The organism is Pseudomonas mosselii (assembly GCF_019823065.1).
GTDB lineage: Bacteria > Pseudomonadota > Gammaproteobacteria > Pseudomonadales > Pseudomonadaceae > Aquipseudomonas > Aquipseudomonas mosselii.
Genome location: NZ_CP081966.1, coordinates 489094 through 508144 on the forward strand (window position 1 = coordinate 489094; position 19051 = coordinate 508144).

Here is a 19051-nt window from a genome sequence, read left to right on the forward strand (position 1 = left end):
ACCGAATCCTCTGATCGAGATACAGTTGTGATCGAAAATCTGCGTAACATCGCCATCATCGCCCACGTTGACCATGGTAAAACCACCCTGGTCGACAAACTCCTGCGCCAGTCCGGCACCCTGGAGCGTAACGAGCTCAACGACGAGCGCGTCATGGACTCCAACGATCAGGAAAAAGAGCGCGGCATTACCATTCTGGCGAAGAACACCGCCATCAACTGGAACGGCTACCACATCAACATCGTCGACACCCCCGGCCACGCCGACTTCGGTGGCGAGGTCGAGCGTGTAATGTCGATGGTCGACTCCGTGCTGCTGCTGGTCGACGCCCAGGACGGCCCGATGCCGCAAACCCGCTTCGTGACCAAGAAGGCCTTCGAAGCCGGTCTGAAGCCGATCGTCGTGATCAACAAGGTCGACCGTCCGGGCGCGCGTCCTGACTGGGTTCTGGACCAGATCTTCGACCTGTTCGACAACCTCGGTGCTACCGACGAGCAGCTGGACTTCAAAGTTGTCTACGCCTCGGCCCTGAACGGCATCGCCGGCCTGGACCACACCGAAATGGGTGAGGACATGACCGCGCTGTACCAGTCGATCGTCGACAACGTACCCGCACCGTCGGTTGACCGTGACGGCCCGTTCCAGATGCAGATCTCCGCACTGGACTACAACAGCTTCCTCGGTGTTATCGGCGTTGGCCGTATCGCCCGTGGTCGCGTCAAGCCGAACACCCCGGTTGTTGCCATCGACACCGAAGGCAAGAAGCGCAACGGTCGTATCCTCAAGCTGATGGGCCACCACGGCCTGCACCGCGTCGACGTCGAAGAAGCCCAAGCTGGCGACATCGTCTGCATCAGCGGTTTCGACGAGCTGTTCATCTCCGACACCCTGTGCGCCCCGGATACCGTCGAGGCGATGAAGCCGCTGACCGTTGACGAGCCAACCGTTTCGATGACCTTCCAGGTCAACGACTCGCCGTTCTGCGGTAAAGAAGGCAAGTTCGTCACCAGCCGTAACATCAAGGACCGCCTGGACAAAGAGCTGCTGTACAACGTTGCCCTGCGCGTTCAGGAAACCGATTCCCCTGACAAGTTCAAGGTATCGGGCCGTGGCGAGCTGCACCTGTCGGTACTGATCGAAACCATGCGCCGTGAAGGCTTCGAGATGGCCGTAGGCCGTCCTGAAGTGATCATCCGCGAAGTCGACGGCGTCAAGCAGGAACCGTTCGAGAACGTCACCATCGACATCCCTGAAGAATCCCAGGGCAAGGTCATGGAAGAGATGGGTCTGCGTAAAGGCGACCTGACCAACATGGTTCCGGATGGCAAGGGCCGTGTTCGCCTGGAATACAACATTCCAGCCCGTGGCCTGATCGGTTTCCGTAACCAGTTCCTGACCCTGACCAACGGTGCAGGCATCCTGACCTCGATCTTCGATCGTTACGACACCATGAAGTCGGGCCAGATGTCCGGCCGCCTGAACGGTGTCCTGGTTTCGGTCGAGACCGGCAAGGCCCTGACCTACTCGCTGGAAACCCTGCAGGCTCGCGGCAAGCTGTTCGTTGAACACGGCCAGGAGATCTACAACGGTCAGATCATCGGCCTGAACAGCCGTGACAACGACCTGGGCGTGAACCCGACCAAAGGCAAGAAGCTCGACAACATGCGTGCTTCGGGCAAGGACGAAGTCATCGCCCTGGTTCCGCCGGTTCGCCACACTCTGGAACAGGCCCTGGAATTCATCCAGGACGACGAGCTGTGCGAAGTGACGCCGAAGTCGATCCGTCTGCGCAAGAAGATCCTCGATGAAGGCGAGCGTACCCGCGCTGCCAAGAAAGCCAAGAACTGAGTCACTTAGTTCAGGCTGAATGAAAACGCCCCCGGTCGAAAGGCCGGGGGCGTTTTTGTTTGCCTTGAGGAATTGGGGCCGCTTTGCAGCCCCGGGATTTCACAAGCAAAGCAGGATCAGCGGGTAGCCACCTTGGGCTTGTACGCACAATATCCCGGCCGCGGCCCGATCTTGGGGTGATTGCGGCAGGTATCCGGGCGCTTGTCATAAATGGTGCACAGCCGGCTCTTGCGGTCCAGATAGAGGCAGTCGTCGTTGCTCATCCGGGTCAGGGTGAAGATCCCCGACTTCTGGTTGAAGCGTTCGATGATGCCGTCCTTCTGCAGGCGCTTGGCGATGTTCTTCGGCGGCTCGTCCTTCTCGAACTCGTCCACCACGCCGATACGGATCAGATCCTTGATCTTCACCTCCACCGGCAAGGTGCAGCAGGTCGAGTGGCAGCCACCGCACATGTGGCTGGCATAGCGCTGCCAGGTCTCCAGGCGGTCGACTTCGGCGGCGGCGATCAGGGTCGGTTTCATGGTTACGGTTTTATTCTTGCAAGGGAAATCACGGTTTTGGGGCGCGCGATGATACCGGAGTTGTTCAATTTGTGAACAACCTTTTGCCGGTTTCTCCAGCGGTGGATGAAAACCGCGAACCGTCGCTGTCGCTCCGTGTCAGAGCGTCTAGGCTGAACAATCTCCCTGCGCTTTCGCCCATTTGCCCGAGGATGCCCCATGTCCCAGGAAACCGAAGCCCGTGACGAAAAGCACCATAGTGCAGAGGTGGCGGCCTTTCGCGCCGCCGTGCTGGCCAAGCTGACCTACGCGGTCGGCAAGGATCCGGAACACGCCTTCGACCACGACTGGTTCGAGGCCATCGCCCTGGCCGCCCGCGACCACATGGTCGATCACTGGATGGACCATACCCGCCAGGCCTACCGGCGCAGCCAGAAGCGCGTCTACTACCTCTCCCTCGAGTTCCTCATCGGCCGCCTGCTGTACGACAGCCTGAGCAACCTCGGCTACCTGGAGATCGCCCGCGAGTCCCTCGAAGGTCTGAACGTGGACCTGGAGCGCATCCGCCTGCTCGAGCCCGACGCGGCGCTGGGCAACGGCGGCCTGGGTCGGTTGGCGGCGTGTTTCATGGAAAGCATGTCGACCCTGGGCATCGCCGCCCATGGCTACGGCATCCGCTACGAGCATGGTTTGTTCCGCCAGGCGGTTGTCGATGGCTGGCAGCAGGAGCAGACCGAAAACTGGCTGGATTTCGGCAACCCCTGGGAGTTCGAGCGCGCCGAGGTGATCTACCCGATCAGTTTCGGCGGCAGCGTTGAAACCGTGCACGAGGGCAACGGCCAGCAGCGCCAGGTCTGGTCACCGGGCGAAACGGTGCGGGCGGTGGCCTACGACACGCCGGTGGTCGGCTGGCGCGGTTCCAGCGTCAATACCCTGCGCCTGTGGCGGGCCCGGGCCCTGGAAGAGCTGCACCTGGAGCGCTTCAACGCTGGCGACCATCTGGGCGCGGTAGCCGAGGTGGCCCGCGCCGAGAGCATCTCGCGGGTGCTGTACCCGGCCGACAGCACCGAGGCCGGGCAGGAGCTGCGCCTGCGCCAGGAGTACTTCTTCGTCTCCGCCTCGCTGCAGGACCTGCTGCGCCGCCACCTGAACATGCACAAGGATCTGCTCAACCTGCCGGACGCCGCGGCGATCCAGCTCAACGACACCCATCCGTCGATCGCCGTTGCCGAACTGATGCGCCTGTTGGTGGACCAGCACGAAATCCCCTGGGACAAGGCCTGGGCGCTGACCGTCGGAACCTTGGCCTACACCAACCACACCCTGCTCCCCGAGGCCCTGGAAACCTGGCCGGTGGCGCTGATGGAGCGCATGCTGCCGCGGCACATGCAGATCATCTACCTGATCAACGCCTACCATATCGATGCCCTGCGGGCCAAAGGCCTGCATGACTTCGACGTGCTGCGCGCGGTGTCGCTGATCGAAGAGGACAATGGCCGGCGGGTGCGCATGGGCAACCTGGCGTTTCTCGGTTCGCACAGCGTCAACGGCGTGTCGGCGCTGCACAGCAAGCTGATGAAGAGCACGGTGTTCGCCGAACTGCACAAGCTCTACCCGCAGCGGATCAACAACAAGACCAACGGCATTACCTTCCGTCGCTGGCTGTACCAGTCCAACCCGCAGCTCACGGCGATGCTGATCGAGGCGCTGGGCCCCGAGGTACTGGACGATCCGGAAGGCAAGCTAAAGGGGCTGGCGCCGTTTGCCGACAAGGCCACCTTCCGCAAGCAGTTCGCCGCCCAGCGCCTGCACAGCAAGCGCGCCCTGGCCAGCATCATCCAGGACCGGCTGGGGGTGACGGTCAATCCGGAGGCGCTGTTCGACGTCCAGGTCAAGCGTATCCATGAGTACAAGCGCCAGTTGCTCAACCTGCTGCACACGGTGGCGCTGTACCAGGCGATCCGCAATGACCCCAGCACCGACTGGGTGCCGCGGGTGAAGCTCTTTGCCGGCAAGGCGGCGGCCAGTTATCACCAGGCCAAGCTGATCATCAAGCTGGCCAACGACATCGCCCGGGTGGTCAACAACGACCCCACGGTGCGTGGCCTGCTCAAGGTGGTGTTCCTGCCCAACTACAACGTCAGCCTGGCCGAGAGCATCATCCCGGCGGCGGACCTGTCCGAGCAGATCTCCACCGCCGGCTACGAGGCGTCCGGTACCAGCAACATGAAGTTCGGACTCAATGGCGCGCTGACCATCGGCACCCTGGATGGCGCCAATGTCGAGATGTGCGAGCAGGTGGGCGCCGAGAACATGTTCATCTTCGGCCTGACCGCCCAGCAGGTGGAGGCACGCAAGCGCAGCGGCGATTTCGGCGCCGCCGCGGCGATCGCCGCCTCCCATCGCCTGGGTGATGTGCTGCAGGCGATCCGCAGCGGGGTGTTCTCGCCGGACGACCCGGCGCGCTATGCCGGGTTGGTGGATGGACTGATCGCCTATGACCGCTTTCTGGTATGCGCCGACTTCGATGCCTACTGGGACGCCCAGCGACGGGTCGAGGAGCTGTGGCACGCCCCGCAGGACTGGTGGCGCATGGCGGTGCTCAATACCGCGCGGATGGGTTGGTTCTCGTCGGATCGGACCATCCGCGAGTATGCCACCGAGATCTGGAAGGCGTTGGATTGAGGTCCATCGCGGGGCAAGTCGGGCCGCCGCGATGGCTTAAACCGACCACCGGCCGGCAGCTTGCTGAACTCAACCCCGCCCGACGAGTCTCTTTGCTCGCTAGCCCGCCACTCTCCCTGTAAACTGCGGGGGTTTTCTCCCCCTATTCCTTTCGGAGCCATACATGTCCCGCGTTACCCTGAGTCGCTATCTGATTGAGCAGACCCGCAGCAACAATACCCCTGCCGATCTGCGCTTCCTGATCGAGGTGGTGGCGCGTGCGTGCAAGGAGATCAGTCACCACGTGTCCAAGGGCGCCCTGGGCGGCGTGCTGGGCAGCATGGGCACCGAAAACGTCCAGGGCGAAGTGCAGAAGAAGCTCGACGTGATCTCCAACGACATCCTGCTCGAGGCCAACGAGTGGGGCGGCCACCTGGCCGGCATGGCGTCCGAAGAGATGGACAACGCCTACCAGATCCCGGGCAAATACCCGAAAGGCGCCTACCTGCTGGTCTTCGACCCGCTGGACGGCTCGTCGAACATCGACGTCAACGTTTCGGTCGGCACCATCTTCTCGGTACTGCGTTGCCCTAACCAGTACCTGAGCCAGAACGAAAGCCTGAACGAGAATGCCTTCCTGCAGCCAGGCACCGAGCAGGTTGCCGCCGGTTACGCCATCTACGGCCCGCAGACCATGCTGATCCTGACCCTGGGCAACGGCGTCAAGGGCTTCACCCTGGACCGTGAACTGGGCAGCTTCGTCCTGACCCACGAGAACATCCGCGTTCCGGAAACCACCGCCGAGTTCGCCATCAACATGTCCAACCAGCGTCACTGGGAGGCCCCGGTGCAGCGCTACGTGGGCGAGCTGCTGGCCGGCGAGACCGGTCCGCTGAAGAAGAACTACAACATGCGCTGGATCGCCTCGATGGTGGCTGACGTGCACCGTATCCTGACCCGTGGCGGCCTGTTCATGTACCCGCGCGACGCCCGCGAGCCGAGCAAGCCGGGCAAGCTGCGCCTGATGTACGAGGCCAACCCGATGTCGTTCATCATCGAACAGGCCGGTGGCGCGTCCACCAACGGTTACGAGCGCATCCTCGACATCAAGCCGCAGAGCCTGCACCAGCGCGTGTCGGTGATCCTCGGCTCGAAGGAAGAGGTCGAGCGCGTCACCGCTTACCACAAGGAGTAAGTCATGCTCGCACCTTGGCAGCCGTTGCTAGAGTGGTGGTTCGGTTGGGGCACGAGTGCCCAGGCCGTGGCTGACGAGAAGAACACGCTGTGGTTCGGCAAGCATCACGACGCCGATGCCCAGGCGCTGTTCGGCGAGCTGGTCGAGCAAGCCCTGGCGGGCGGGCTCGACGAGTGGCAGCAGAGCCCCCAGGGCTGGCTCGGTCTGCTGCTGCTGCTGGATCAGCTGCCGCGCATGATCTATCGCGACACGCCGCGTGCCTTCGAGGGCGACCGGCGTGCCCAGGTGGTGGCCATGCAGGGTCTGCAGAAGGACTGGGACTATCAGCTGCTGCCGATCCAGCGGGTGTTCGTGCTGCTTGTGCTGGAGCATGCCGAGGTGCTGGACTGGCAGAACCTGTGCGTCGAGCGTTACCAGACCTTGCTGGACGAGCAGCCCGAGGCCAACCGCCGGTTGTTCGAAGGCTTCCTCGACTATGCCGAGCAGCATCAGCGGGTGATCGCCCGCTTCGGGCGCTTCCCGCACCGCAACCTGGTGCTGAACCGCCCGAGCACCAGCGAGGAGATGGACTTCTTGCTGGAGCCGGGTTCCCGCTTCTGAATAGCCGGGCCTGCTGCGCAGGCCTTTCGCGACACGAGGCCGCTCCTACAGGGAATCGCATCCCCCTGTAGAAGCGGCCTTGTGTCGCGATGGGCCGCAAAGCGGCCCCCAGGGCCTTCGAATCAGATCCTGAAACTCCCCACCAGATGCTTCAACCGCTCGACCTGATGTTCCAGGTCGGTGCAGGCACGCAAGGTGCTCTGCAGGTTCTGCACCCCTTCCTGGTTCAGCGTATTGATCTCGGTGATGTCGACATTGATCGACTCGACCACGGCCGTCTGCTCTTCGGTGGCGGTGGCCACCGACTGGTTCATGCCGTCGATCTCGCCGATGCGCTGGGTGACGCTGCCAAGGCGTTCGCCGGCCTGGTTGGCGATGCCCACGCTGCGGTCGCTGTGCTGCTGGCTCTGGTTCATGGTGCTCACGGCCACCTGGGCGCCGGCCTGCAGCTCTTCGATCAGGCGCTGCACCTGTTGCGCCGAGTCCTGGGTGCGGTGGGCCAGGTTACGCACCTCGTCCGCCACCACCGCGAAGCCGCGCCCGGCCTCGCCGGCGCGGGCGGCCTCGATAGCGGCGTTGAGCGCCAGCAGGTTGGTCTGCTGCGAGATGCCACTGATCACATCGAGGATCTGGCCGATGTTCGCCGTATGGTTGTTCAGCGTCTCGATATTGCCGCTGGCGTCGCTGATGCGCGCCGACAGTTGGTTCATCACGTTGATGGTCTCGCCGACCACCTGCTGGCCTTCCTCGGCCAGGCCACGGGCGGCGCTGGAGTGCTGCGAGGCGAGGGCGGCGTTCTGGGCGATTTCCTGGGCGGCGGCACCCAGCTGGTTGATCGCCGCGGCCACGCTGCTGGTGCGGCTCGACTGCTGGTCGGCGTTGTGGATCGAGGCGTTGGAGGCGTTGACCACCTGGCTGGCCACGGCATTCACCTGGCCGGTGGCCGAGGCCACTTCGCGGATCGACTCATGGATCCGTTCGACGAAGCGGTTGAACGACTGCGCCAGGCTGCCGAACTCGTCCTGGGCGTGGATGTTCAGGCGTCGGGTCAGGTCGCCCTCGCCCTCTGCGATATCGCGCATGGCGCGGCCCATGACGTGCAGCGGCTCCATCAGCACGCGGATGAGCAGGCCGAGCAGGGCGATGATCACCACCACCGCGATCAGCGTCGCCACCAGCGCCGAGGTGCGCAGCTCGCCGAGCATGGCGAAGGCCGCGTCCTGGTCCAGCACCAGTGCCACGTACCAGTCCGCCGACGGCACGCCGTCGACATGGGTGAAGCTGATGAACTGCCGGCGGCCTTCGACCTCGACCTCTTTCAGGCCGCTGCCGATGCGCAGGTCGTTGCCGGGGTAGACATCGGCCAGGGTCTTGAGCGCCAGCTCGCCCTTGGGATGGATGAGCACCTTGCCCTCGCCGTTGACGATGAAGGCATGGCCGCGACCGCCGAAGTCCAGGGTGTTGATCAGGTTGCTGATGGTCTGCAAGTCGGTGTCGACACCGCTCACACCAATCATGCGCCCGCCCTGTTGCACCGGGGTGGCCAGGGTGATCACCAGCTTGCCGGCCGAGACCGAGATGTACGGCTCGGTGACGATGGTCTGGCCCGCCGCGCTGGCCGCCTTGTACCAGCCGCGCACGCGCGGGTCGTAGTCGGCGGCGCGGTTGCCCACCGGCACCGACTGCATGCTGCCGTCCTGGCCGCCGAAGTAGGTGAGGATGAAGTTGGCGCTGTACACCGGCAGCGCCAGGATGCGCTCAAGGCTGCCCTTGGCCGGGCCGTCGACGGCGATCTGCTGGGCCACCGAGTTCACCAGCTGGATGCGGCTGTCGAGCCAGGTTCGGATGTTGCCCGCGGTCAGGTTGCCCAGTGACTGCAACGTCGATTCGGTGTCGCTGCGTAGCGACTGGCGCTGCCGGTAGTCGTTGAACAGAACGAAACAGGTAAAGGCGACGGCCACCACGAGGGCGGCGGCCAGCAGGATCTTGTGGCTGAACTTGAGGTTCTTGGTCATTTTTCTTGGAATCTGCGCACGGGCACGAAGGGGAGGGGTGCGGCAAAAGGCCACACCACCGCTCTATGTCGACGCGCAGGAATAAAACATTAATCGTTTGCGCGCCAGGCGACCAACGGCGCACAACGAAACCTGGCCTGCCAGGGAACCACGGAGCCTTTTTCCCTTCTAAGCTCCCTGCAGGCCCTCGTACCTGCGTATCCACCTCCAGGAGTGTCCCTTCATGTCGTTGCGTTCCCTCGCCCTGTTGTCCTTGTGCGTCGTCCTGACCGCCTGCAGCAAGATCAACCAGGAAAACTATTCCAAGCTCAAGGCCGGCATGAACAAGGCTGAGGTCGAGCAACTGCTCGGTTCGCCCAAGGAGTGCTCCGGCGCGCTGGGCATGAGCAGTTGCACCTGGGGTGACGAGAAGAGCTTCATCAGCGTGCAGTACGCGGCGGACAAGGTCCTGATGTATTCCGGGCAGGGCCTCAAATGAGGCGTCTGCACCTGCTGCTGGGCGTGTGCCTGGTGATGCTGCTCGGTGGCTGCGCCACCTCGGCCACCGACCCGCTGGCGCCGAAGACCGCAGGTGCGGTCGACCTCAAGCGTTACCAGGGCAAATGGTTCGAACTGGCGCGTCTGCCGATGAAGTACCAAGATGGCTGCGCCCAATCCGAAGCCCACTACAACCTCAAGCCCGACGGCACGGTCGGCGTGCTCAACCGCTGCCGCACCCTGGGCGATGAGTGGCTGCGCGCCGAAGGCCATGCCACGTCGCAGGAGGCCGGGCACACCGACAAGCTGTGGGTGGAGTTCGACAATTGGTTCACCCGGCTGGTGCCCGGCGTGGCCAAGGGTGATTACTGGATTCTGTTCGTAGACGAACGCTATCGCACGGCGATTGTCGGCAGCCCGGATCGCAAGTACCTGTGGATTCTTTCACGTACGCCTTCGCTGCCGGCCTGGGAGCGCGAGAACCTGTTGGCCAATGCGAGGCAGCAGGGGTATGACACCAATCGGTTGATCTGGCGCACGCCTGACAAGCAGATTGTCGTCCGGCATTGAGCAGCAGACTGACGCGGTCCCTGCAGGAGCGGCCTTGTGTCGCGATAGGGGTGCGAAATGCCCCCAGGATTTCAGTGTCAATGCACATATCGCCGGGGCCGCTATGCGGCCCTTTCCGACCGGTCCGACGCCTCGGCAAGGCCGCTCAGAGCCGGCGTTCAGGCTAGAAGCTGGCGCAGGACTGCCGCAAACGCCACCGCGCTTTCCTCGTCCTGCCCATGACGCCCCTGGCGCACCACCCACTGCCCGTTGACCATCACATCGCGCACCTGGCGGTCGCCGCCGGCGAACAGCCAGCGGTTCAGGATCGCATCGCCTTCGGCCACGGCCAGGTATGGATCCTGCCCATCGAGCACCAGCCAGTCCGCGCGCTTGCCCACGGCGAGTTCGCCGATCGGCTGCCCCAGCGCCTGGGCACCGCCCATCAGCGCGGCATCGTAGAGCGTGCGGCCCACCATTGGCTGGTCGGCGCGATACAGCCGGTTGCGGCGCTGGTCGCGCAGGCGCTGGCCATACTCCAACCAGCGCAACTCCTCGGCCACGCTGAGCGACACATGGCTGTCCGAGCCGATGCCCATGCGTCCGCCCTGGGCCAGGTAGTCCACCGCCGGGAAGATTCCATCGCCCAGGTTCGCCTCGGTGGTCAAGCAGAGCCCGGCCACCGCGCCGCTGCGGGCCATGGCGGCGACTTCGTCGGCTTCGGCGTGGGTGGCGTGTACCAGGCACCAGCGCTGATCCACCTCGACATGCTCGTATAGCCACTGCAGCGGACGGCGGCCACTCCAGGCCAGGCAGTCATCGACTTCCTTCTGCTGCTCGGCAATGTGGATATGAATAGGGCAGGCCGCATTGCTGGCGCCCAGCACATCGGCGATCTGGCCCGGCGTCACCGCGCGCAGGGAATGGAAGCACAGCCCCAGTGCTTGCGCCGGTTGTTGCGCCAGCAAGGGTGCAAGCTGCTGCTGCAGGCGCAGGTACTGCTCGGTGGAATTGATGAAACGTCGCTGACCGTCGTTGGGCGCCTGGCCACCGAAGCCGGAATGGCTGTACAGCACTGGTAGCAAGGTCAGGCCGATACCGCTGGCGCTGGCGGCGGCGCTGATGCGGCGCGACAGCTCGGCAGGGTCGGCATAGGCCTGGCCATTCTGGTCATGGTGCACGTAATGGAACTCGGCCACCGAGGTGTAGCCGGCCTTGAGCATCTCGATGTACAGCTGGCGGGCGATCACCTGCAACTGCTCCGGGGTGATCCGGCCGACCAGGCGGTACATCAGCTCGCGCCAGGTCCAGAAGCTGTCGTTGGGATTGCCGGCCACTTCCGCCAGCCCTGCCATGGCCCGCTGGAACGCGTGCGAGTGCAGGTTGGGCATGCCCGGCAGCAACGGCCCGGCCAGGCGCTCGGCGCCATCGGCGCTGGCATCGGCCTCGATCGAGGCCAGTCGGCCGTCGGCGGCGACCTCCAGGCGGACATTGCGGGCCCAGCCCGAGGGCAGCAGGGCGCGTTCGGCGAAGTAGGCGGACATCGGTGAAATCCTGTTATTGTTAACTTGTATATACATATACAGCCGTTTGCCTGCCGGGTAAACTCCGGCAAGCTACCGTTCACTCCAACCGCACAAGGATTCAACGCCGTGCCGACACCTCCTGTCTCCGCGCTGGTTGCCCAGATGGGCGAAGGGCCGGCGCCGCTCTACGCCCGGGTGAAACAGATGATCATCCAGCAGATCGAGAGCGGCAGCTGGCCGCCTCATCACCGGGTGCCTTCCGAGAGCGAACTGGTCAGCGAGCTGGGCTTCAGCCGCATGACCATCAACCGCGCCCTGCGCGAACTGACCGCCGAAGGCCTGCTGGTGCGCATGCAGGGCGTCGGCACTTTCGTCGCCGAGCCCAAGAGCCGCTCGGCACTGTTCGAGGTCAACAACATCGCCGACGAGATCGCCGGCCGTGGCCACCAGCATAGCTGCCAGGTGATTACCCTGGCCGAGGAGGCCGCCGGTTCCGAGCGCGCCCTGGCCCTGGACATGCGCGAAGGCCAGCGGGTGTTCCATTCGCTGATCGTGCATTACGAGAACGGCGTGCCGGTGCAGATCGAGGACCGCTACGTCAACGCGGCCATCGCTCCGGATTACCTCAAGCAGGATTTCACCCTGCAGACGCCTTACGCCTATCTATCGCAGGTCGCGCCGCTTACCGAAGGCGAGCACGTGGTCGAGGCCATCCTCGCCGAGCCTGAAGAATGCACGCTGTTGCAGATCGAGCGGGGCGAACCTTGCCTGCTGATCCGCCGCCGCACCTGGTCGGGGCGCCAGCCGGTGACCGCCGCGCGCCTGATCCACCCCGGTTCCCGCCATCGCCTTGAAGGACGATTCAGCAAATGACTCAGTTGCAGTTGTTGCGCGCCCGGGATTATCCGCGCATGCCCTGGAAGAACGGTGGTGGCTTCACCGAAGAGATCACCCGCGATGCCGGCGACAGCCTGGACGGTTTTGGCTGGCGCTTGTCGATTGCCGATATCGAGGAGTCCGGTGGCTTTTCCAGCTTTGCCGGGTACCAGCGGATCATCACCGTGTTGCAAGGCGACGGCATGCGGTTGCTGGTCGATGGCCAGGCCAGCCGGCCGCTGCTGCCGTTCGATGCGTTTGCCTTCAGTGGCGAGAGCCAGGTCAGTTGCAAGCTGCTGGGCGGGGCGATTCGAGATTTCAATCTGATCTACGCGCCGCAGCGGTATCGGGCTCGGTTGCAGTGGTTCGATGGTGGCAACCGCGTGTTCAGTTCGGCGTCGACGCTGTTGCTGTTTGCCGCCGGCACTCATGTCGAGGTGAGGTTGGCTGGGGAAGAGACGCAGCAGCTTGGGCGGTATGACTGCCTGCGGATCGATGGCAACGAGGGGTTGCTGGAAATGGATATGCAGGGGCGATTCTGCCTGATCGAACTCACTTCGCGTTGAAATAACTGGGGCCGCAAAGCGGCCCCAGTTATTTCAGCCGCTCAGCGGATAGGTCTGATTTTTTTGGTTGTCCATGCTTGTACATACAAGTAAAGGTGTGTTTGTATATTGAGCACGACATACCCGCCCGCGGACGACCGCAGAGGACCTCTCCCGTGACTGACAACAACAAATACCGTGACGTAGAAATCCGTGCCCCGCGTGGCAACAAGCTGACCGCCAAGAGCTGGCTGACCGAAGCCCCGCTGCGCATGCTGATGAACAACCTCGACCCGCAGGTCGCCGAAAACCCGAAAGAGCTGGTGGTGTACGGCGGCATCGGCCGCGCCGCGCGCAACTGGGAGTGCTACGACAAGATCGTCGAGACCCTGACCCGTCTGGAAGACGACGAAACCCTGCTGGTGCAGTCGGGCAAGCCGGTCGGCGTGTTCAAGACCCACAGCAACGCCCCACGCGTGCTGATCGCCAACTCCAACCTGGTGCCGCACTGGGCCAACTGGGAACACTTCAACGAGCTGGATGCCAAGGGCCTGGCCATGTACGGCCAGATGACCGCCGGCAGCTGGATCTACATCGGCAGCCAGGGCATCGTCCAGGGTACCTACGAAACCTTCGTCGAAGCCGGCCGCCAGCACTACAACGGCAGCCTGAAAGGCAAGTGGGTACTGACCGCCGGCCTCGGTGGCATGGGCGGTGCCCAGCCACTGGCCGCCACCCTGGCCGGTGCCTGCTCGCTGAACATCGAGTGCCAGCAGAGCCGCATCGATTTCCGCCTGGAAACCCGCTACGTCGATGAGCAAGCCAAGGACCTCGATGACGCCCTGGCGCGCATCGCCAAGTACACCGCCGAAGGCAAGGCCATCTCCATCGCCCTGCACGGCAACGCCGCCGAAATCCTGCCGGAGCTGGTCAAGCGTGGCGTGCGCCCGGACATGGTCACCGACCAGACCAGCGCCCATGACCCGCTCAACGGCTACCTGCCGGCCGGCTGGACCTGGGAGCAATACCGCGACCGCGCGCAGACCGACCCGGCTGCGGTGGTCAAGGCCGCCAAGCAATCGATGGCCGTGCACGTCAAGGCCATGCTCGACTTCCAGAAGCAAGGCATCCCGACCTTCGACTACGGCAACAATATCCGTCAGATGGCCAAGGAAGAGGGCGTGGCCAACGCCTTCGATTTCCCGGGCTTCGTCCCGGCCTACATCCGCCCACTGTTCTGCCGCGGCGTCGGCCCGTTCCGCTGGGCCGCGCTGTCCGGCGACGCCGAGGACATCTACAAGACCGACGCCAAGGTCAAGGAACTGATCCCGGACGACGCCCACCTGCACCGCTGGCTGGACATGGCCCGCGAGCGCATCAGCTTCCAGGGCCTGCCGGCACGTATCTGCTGGGTCGGCCTGGGCCTGCGCGCCAAGCTTGGCCTGGCGTTCAACGAAATGGTGCGCAGCGGCGAGCTGTCGGCGCCAGTCGTCATCGGCCGTGACCACCTGGACTCGGGCTCGGTGTCCAGCCCCAACCGCGAGACCGAAGCCATGCGCGACGGCTCCGACGCGGTCTCCGACTGGCCGCTGCTCAACGCCCTGCTCAACACCGCGGGCGGCGCCACTTGGGTTTCGCTGCACCACGGCGGTGGCGTGGGCATGGGCTTCTCCCAGCACTCGGGCATGGTCATCGTCTGCGACGGTACCGATGAAGCCGCCGAGCGTATCGCCCGTGTACTGACCAACGACCCGGGGACTGGTGTGATGCGCCACGCCGATGCCGGCTACCAGATCGCCATCGACTGCGCCAAGGAGCAGGGCCTGGACCTGCCGATGATCACCGGCTGATCGCCGCGCTTTGGATCGCACCCTTCACGGGTGATACTGAACAACAAGAAGGGGCCCCGCGTGGCCCCAAGCGATTGGAGTAGCGAAGTGACCGAATTGACCCTCAAGCCCGGCACCCTGACCCTGGCCCAACTGCGCGCCATCCACGCCGCCCCCGTGCGCCTGCAGCTGGACGCCAGCGCCGCGCCGGCCATCGACGCCAGTGTCGCCTGCGTCGAGCAGATCATCGCCGAAGACCGCACCGCCTACGGCATCAACACCGGTTTTGGCCTGCTGGCCTCGACCCGCATCGCCAGCCATGACCTGGAGAACCTGCAGCGTTCGCTGGTGCTGTCCCACGCCGCCGGTATCGGCGCGCCGTTGGACGACGACCTGGTGCGCCTGATCATGGTGCTGAAGATCAACAGCCTGAGCCGAGGTTTCTCCGGTATCCGCCGCAAGGTGATCGACGCGCTGATCGGCCTGGTCAACGCCGAAGTCTATCCGCACATTCCGCTCAAGGGCTCGGTCGGCGCTTCCGGCGACCTGGCGCCGCTGGCACACATGTCGCTGGTGCTGCTGGGCGAAGGCAAGGCGCGCTACAAAGGTCAGTGGCTGCCTGCCACCGAAGCCCTGGCCGTCGCTGGCCTCGAGCCGCTGACCCTGGCCGCCAAAGAAGGCCTGGCCCTGCTCAACGGCACCCAGGCGTCCACCGCCTACGCCTTGCGCGGCCTGTTCCAGGCCGAAGACCTGTACGCCGCGGCCATCGCCTGTGGCGGCCTGACCGTGGAAGCGGCACTGGGCTCGCGTTCGCCGTTCGATGCGCGCATCCATGCCGTGCGTGGCCAACGTGGCCAGATCGACACCGCCGCCTGCTTCCGCGATCTGCTGGGCGACTCCAGTGAAGTGTCGCTGTCGCACAAGAACTGCGACAAGGTCCAGGACCCGTACTCCCTGCGCTGCCAACCACAGGTCATGGGCGCCTGCCTGACCCAGATCCGCCAGGCCGCCGAAGTCTTGGGCATCGAAGCCAACGCCGTATCGGACAACCCGCTGGTGTTCGCCGCCGAAGGTGACGTGATCTCCGGTGGCAACTTCCACGCCGAGCCCGTGGCCATGGCCGCCGACAATATTGCCCTGGCCATTGCCGAGATCGGTTCGCTGAGCGAGCGGCGCATCTCGCTGATGATGGACAAGCACATGTCCCAGCTGCCGCCGTTCCTGGTGGAAAACGGCGGGGTCAACTCCGGCTTCATGATCGCCCAGGTCACCGCCGCCGCGCTGGCCAGCGAGAACAAGGCGCTGTCGCACCCGCACAGCGTCGACAGCCTGCCGACTTCGGCCAACCAGGAAGACCACGTGTCGATGGCCCCGGCCGCCGGCAAGCGTTTGTGGGAAATGGCCGAGAACACCCGTGGCGTGCTGGCCATCGAATGGCTGGGCGCCTGCCAGGGCTTGGATCTGCGCAAGGGGCTAAAGACCTCGGTCAAGCTCGAACAAGCGCGCCAGGCGCTGCGCAAGGACGTGCCGCACTATGACCGTGACCGTTTCTTCGCGCCGGATATCGAAGTGGCGTCCGAGCTGCTGGCCAAAGGTACCTTGACCGGCCTGCTGCCGGCTGGGGTCCTGCCTAGCCTGTAATGCCGCTGGGGCCGCTGTGCGGCCCTTTCGCCGGCAAGCCGGCTCCCACGCAGGTGTGCCGCATGCACCCTGTGGGAGCCGGCTTGCCGGCGATGGGCTGCGCAGCAGCCCCCTCATTCTCACGACCAGAACAACAATAAGGACGTGACATGCAACAAGCTCAAGGTCTCAAGCGCGGGCTGTCGGCCCGGCATATCCGTTTCATGGCGCTCGGTTCGGCAATCGGTACCGGGCTTTTCTACGGTTCGGCCTCGGCCATCCAGATGGCCGGCCCGGCCGTGCTGCTGGCCTACCTGATCGGCGGCGCTGCCGTGTTCATGGTCATGCGCGCCCTCGGCGAGATGGCCGTGCACAACCCGGTGGCCGGCTCTTTCGGCCACTACGCCAGCACCTACCTCGGCCCGATGGCCGGCTTCATCCTGGGCTGGACCTACGCCTTCGAGATGGTCATCGTCGCCATCGCCGATGTCACCGCCTTCGGTATCTACATGGGCTTCTGGTTCCCCGAGGTCGCCCGCTGGATCTGGGTGCTGGGTATCGTCTTCCTGATTGGCGGCCTGAACCTGTGCAACGTGCGGGTCTTCGGCGAGATGGAGTTCTGGCTGTCGCTGCTCAAGGTCGGCGCCATCGTCGCGATGATCCTCGCGGGCCTGGGCATCATGGCCTTTGGCTTCAGCCAGGTGGGCACCGGGCACGCGGTCGGGGTGAGCAATCTGTTCGACCATGGCGGCTTCATGCCCAATGGCGTCAGTGGCCTGATCGCCTCGTTCGCGGTGGTGATGTTCGCCTTCGGCGGCATTGAGATCATCGGCGTCACCGCCGGCGAGGCGAAAGATCCTCAGCGGGTCATCCCCAAGGCGATCAACGCCGTGCCGCTGCGCATCCTGCTGTTCTATGTGCTCACCCTGTTCGTGCTGATGTGCCTGTACCCGTGGCCGCAGATCGGCAGCCAGGGCAGCCCGTTCGTGCAGATCTTCAGCAACCTTGGGATCGGTTCGGCCGCGGCCGTGCTCAATATCGTGGTGATCTCGGCTGCGATCTCGGCAATCAACAGCGACATCTTCGGCGCCGGGCGCATGATGTATGGCCTGGCCCAGCACGGCCAGGCGCCGCGTGGCTTCGGCAAACTGTCGAAACACGGCGTACCGTGGATGACCGTGGTGGTGATGGGCGCGGCGCTGCTGATCGGCGTGCTGCTCAACTACCTGATCCCGGAAAACGTGTTCCTGCTGATCGCCTCGATCGCCACCTTCGCCACCGTGTGGGTGTGGCTGATGATCCTGGTCACCCAGGTTGCCATGCGTCGCAGCATGAACCGCGAGGAGGTCGCCCAGCTCAAGTTCCCGGTACCGTTCTGGCCCTATGGCCCGGCCCTGGCCATTGCCTTCATGGTGTTCATCTTCGGTGTGCTCGGCTACTTCCCTGACACCCAGGCGGCGTTGATCGTCGGCGTGATCTGGGTGGTGTTCCTGGTGGCGTCCTACCTGCTGTGGTGCAAGCCGCGCGCCGGTGGTGGCGAGCAGGTCCGGGAGCCTGCCGAGCTGCATCGCTGAATTAAAAAGGAGATCCTGATGAGAACCCTCTGGCAGCACTGCCACGCCGCGACCATGACCGATGGTCGCTACGCGGTCATCGAGGACGCGGCGATCGTCACCAGCGCTGGCCTGATCGAGTGGATCGGCCCCCGCGCTGACGTGCCTTCGGTCGCGGCCGACCGCGTCGTCGACCTGGACGGCGCCTGGCTCACCCCCGGGCTGATCGACTGCCATACCCACGCGGTATTTGGCGGCAACCGCAGCGGCGAATTCGAGCAGCGCCTGCAGGGCGTGAGCTATGCCGAGATCGCTGCCCAGGGCGGCGGTATCGCCAGCACCGTGCGGGCCACCCGCGCCGCCAGCGAGGACGAGCTGCTGGCCAGTGCCCGCCAGCGGGTCCAGGCGCTGATGCGCGACGGCGTGACCACGATCGAGATCAAGTCCGGCTATGGCCTGGACCTCGAGAACGAACGCAAGATGCTGCGCGTCGCCCGGCGCCTGGGCGAGGAGCTGCCGGTGACTGTACGCAGCACCTGCCTGGCTGCCCACGCCCTGCCGCCGGAATACGCGGGCAAGGCAGATGATTACATCGATCATATCTGCGAGCAGATGCTCCCGGCGCTGGCTGCCGAGGGGCTGGTGGACGCGGTGGACGCTTTCTGCGAGCACCTGGCGTTCTCCCCGGCTCAGGTCGAGCGCCTGTTCATCAAGGCGCGCGAGTTGGGGCTGCCGGTCAAGCTGCACGCCGAGCAGCTGTCTTCGCTGCACGGCTCGAGCCTGGCGGCGCGCTACCAGGCGCTGTCGGCCGACCACCTGGAGTTCATGACCGAGGAAGACGCCATCGCCATGGCCGAGGCCGGTACCGTTGCCGTGCTGTTGCCTGGGGCGTTCTACTTCCTGCGCGAAACCCAGCTGCCACCGATGGACGCCCTGCGCCGGCACGGCGTGAAGATCGCCCTGGCCAGCGACCTCAACCCCGGGACTTCACCGGGGCTGTCGCTGCGCCTGATGCTGAACATGGGCTGCACCTGTTTCCGCATGACCCCGGAAGAAGCGCTGGCCGGTGTCACCGTTCACGCCGCCACGGCGCTGGGGCTGGGCGACAGCCACGGCTCGCTGGAAGTGGGCAAGGTGGCAGACTTCATTGCTTGGCAGATCGAACGCCCGGCCGACCTCAGCTACTGGCTCGGCGGCGACCTGCCCAAGCGTGTGGTGCGCCTGGGCCATGAGATATCCAATTGAGCGAGGCGA

At 64.6% G+C, this 19051-nt stretch carries 15 protein-coding genes and 1 pseudogene; 12 read left to right on the forward strand and 4 right to left on the reverse strand.

Going from position 1 to position 19051, the window contains the following annotated elements; translation table 11 throughout:
• Positions 1-27: 27 nt before the first annotated feature.
• Positions 28-1848, forward strand: coding sequence for a translational GTPase TypA (typA, locus tag K5H97_RS02230; protein ID WP_028688403.1), 1821 nt, complete (start codon positions 28-30; stop codon positions 1846-1848).
• Positions 1849-1964: 116 nt separating this feature from the next.
• Here typA and K5H97_RS02235 read toward each other — a convergent pair whose 3' ends face one another.
• A complete protein-coding gene (locus K5H97_RS02235; RefSeq protein WP_028688402.1) occupies positions 1965-2369 on the reverse strand; it encodes a YkgJ family cysteine cluster protein in 405 nt (134 codons plus the stop codon).
• 198 nt (positions 2370-2567) lie between these two features.
• On the opposite strand from K5H97_RS02235, the gene K5H97_RS02240 reads away from it, so the two are divergent.
• From K5H97_RS02240 to K5H97_RS02250, 3 genes are all read left to right on the forward strand, one after another.
• Positions 2568-5033 (forward strand): glycogen/starch/alpha-glucan phosphorylase, encoded by a 2466-nt coding sequence (locus K5H97_RS02240; RefSeq protein ID WP_028688401.1) that lies wholly within the window; start codon positions 2568-2570, stop codon positions 5031-5033.
• A gap of 163 nt (positions 5034-5196) precedes the next feature.
• Positions 5197-6207 (forward strand): class 1 fructose-bisphosphatase, encoded by a 1011-nt coding sequence (locus K5H97_RS02245; RefSeq protein WP_028688400.1) that lies wholly within the window; start codon positions 5197-5199, stop codon positions 6205-6207.
• 3 nt (positions 6208-6210) lie between these two features.
• Positions 6211-6807: a DUF924 family protein gene (locus K5H97_RS02250; protein ID WP_028688399.1), complete on the forward strand. Its 597-nt coding sequence runs from the start codon at positions 6211-6213 to the stop codon at positions 6805-6807.
• Between the two features lie 122 nt (positions 6808-6929).
• On the opposite strand, the gene K5H97_RS29915 is transcribed toward K5H97_RS02250, so the two are convergent.
• A complete protein-coding gene (locus K5H97_RS29915; protein ID WP_371916451.1) occupies positions 6930-7760 on the reverse strand; it encodes a methyl-accepting chemotaxis protein in 831 nt (276 codons plus the stop codon).
• A gap of 24 nt (positions 7761-7784) precedes the next feature.
• Positions 7785-8822, reverse strand: a pseudogene (locus K5H97_RS29920) (cache domain-containing protein); the annotation flags it as partial.
• A gap of 223 nt (positions 8823-9045) precedes the next feature.
• Here K5H97_RS29920 and bamE point away from each other — a divergent pair.
• Positions 9046-9300 (forward strand): outer membrane protein assembly factor BamE domain-containing protein, encoded by a 255-nt coding sequence (bamE, locus tag K5H97_RS02260; protein WP_028688397.1) that lies wholly within the window; start codon positions 9046-9048, stop codon positions 9298-9300.
• Positions 9297-9869 carry a lipocalin family protein gene (locus tag K5H97_RS02265; protein WP_028688396.1) on the forward strand — a complete coding sequence of 191 codons (573 nt, stop codon included), beginning with the start codon at positions 9297-9299 and terminating at the stop codon, positions 9867-9869. Before bamE ends, K5H97_RS02265 begins: the two co-directional genes overlap by 4 nt.
• A 158-nt stretch (positions 9870-10027) precedes the next feature.
• Here the strand turns inward: K5H97_RS02265 and K5H97_RS02270 are convergent, their stop codons facing one another.
• On the reverse strand, positions 10028-11392 hold the full coding sequence (locus tag K5H97_RS02270) for a formimidoylglutamate deiminase (protein WP_028688395.1): 1365 nt from the start codon (positions 11390-11392) through the stop codon (positions 10028-10030).
• Positions 11393-11536: 144 nt separating this feature from the next.
• Between K5H97_RS02270 and hutC the strand changes: the two genes are divergently transcribed.
• The 6 genes from hutC to hutI all read left to right on the forward strand — a co-directional run bounded on the left by hutC (position 11537) and on the right by hutI (position 19042).
• A complete protein-coding gene (hutC, locus tag K5H97_RS02275) occupies positions 11537-12247 on the forward strand; it encodes a histidine utilization repressor (protein ID WP_172402402.1) in 711 nt (236 codons plus the stop codon).
• Entirely contained in the window at positions 12244-12816 is a 573-nt protein-coding gene (locus tag K5H97_RS02280; protein ID WP_028688393.1) for a HutD/Ves family protein, read from the forward strand. The genes hutC and K5H97_RS02280 overlap by 4 nt, the downstream gene beginning before the upstream one ends.
• A gap of 155 nt (positions 12817-12971) precedes the next feature.
• Complete coding sequence (hutU, locus tag K5H97_RS02285; RefSeq protein WP_028688392.1) at positions 12972-14645, forward strand: urocanate hydratase; 1674 nt, start codon at positions 12972-12974, stop codon at positions 14643-14645.
• An 87-nt stretch (positions 14646-14732) separates the two neighbouring features.
• On the forward strand, positions 14733-16265 hold the full coding sequence (hutH, locus tag K5H97_RS02290; RefSeq protein ID WP_028688391.1) for a histidine ammonia-lyase: 1533 nt from the start codon (positions 14733-14735) through the stop codon (positions 16263-16265).
• Between the two features lie 149 nt (positions 16266-16414).
• The gene (locus tag K5H97_RS02295; protein WP_028688390.1) at positions 16415-17818 is read left to right on the forward strand and encodes an amino acid permease; all 1404 of its coding nucleotides are present in this window, start codon (positions 16415-16417) and stop codon (positions 17816-17818) included.
• Positions 17819-17836: 18 nt separating this feature from the next.
• Complete coding sequence (gene hutI, locus K5H97_RS02300; protein WP_028688389.1) at positions 17837-19042, forward strand: imidazolonepropionase; 1206 nt, start codon at positions 17837-17839, stop codon at positions 19040-19042.
• The last annotated feature ends 9 nt before the right edge of the window (positions 19043-19051 follow it).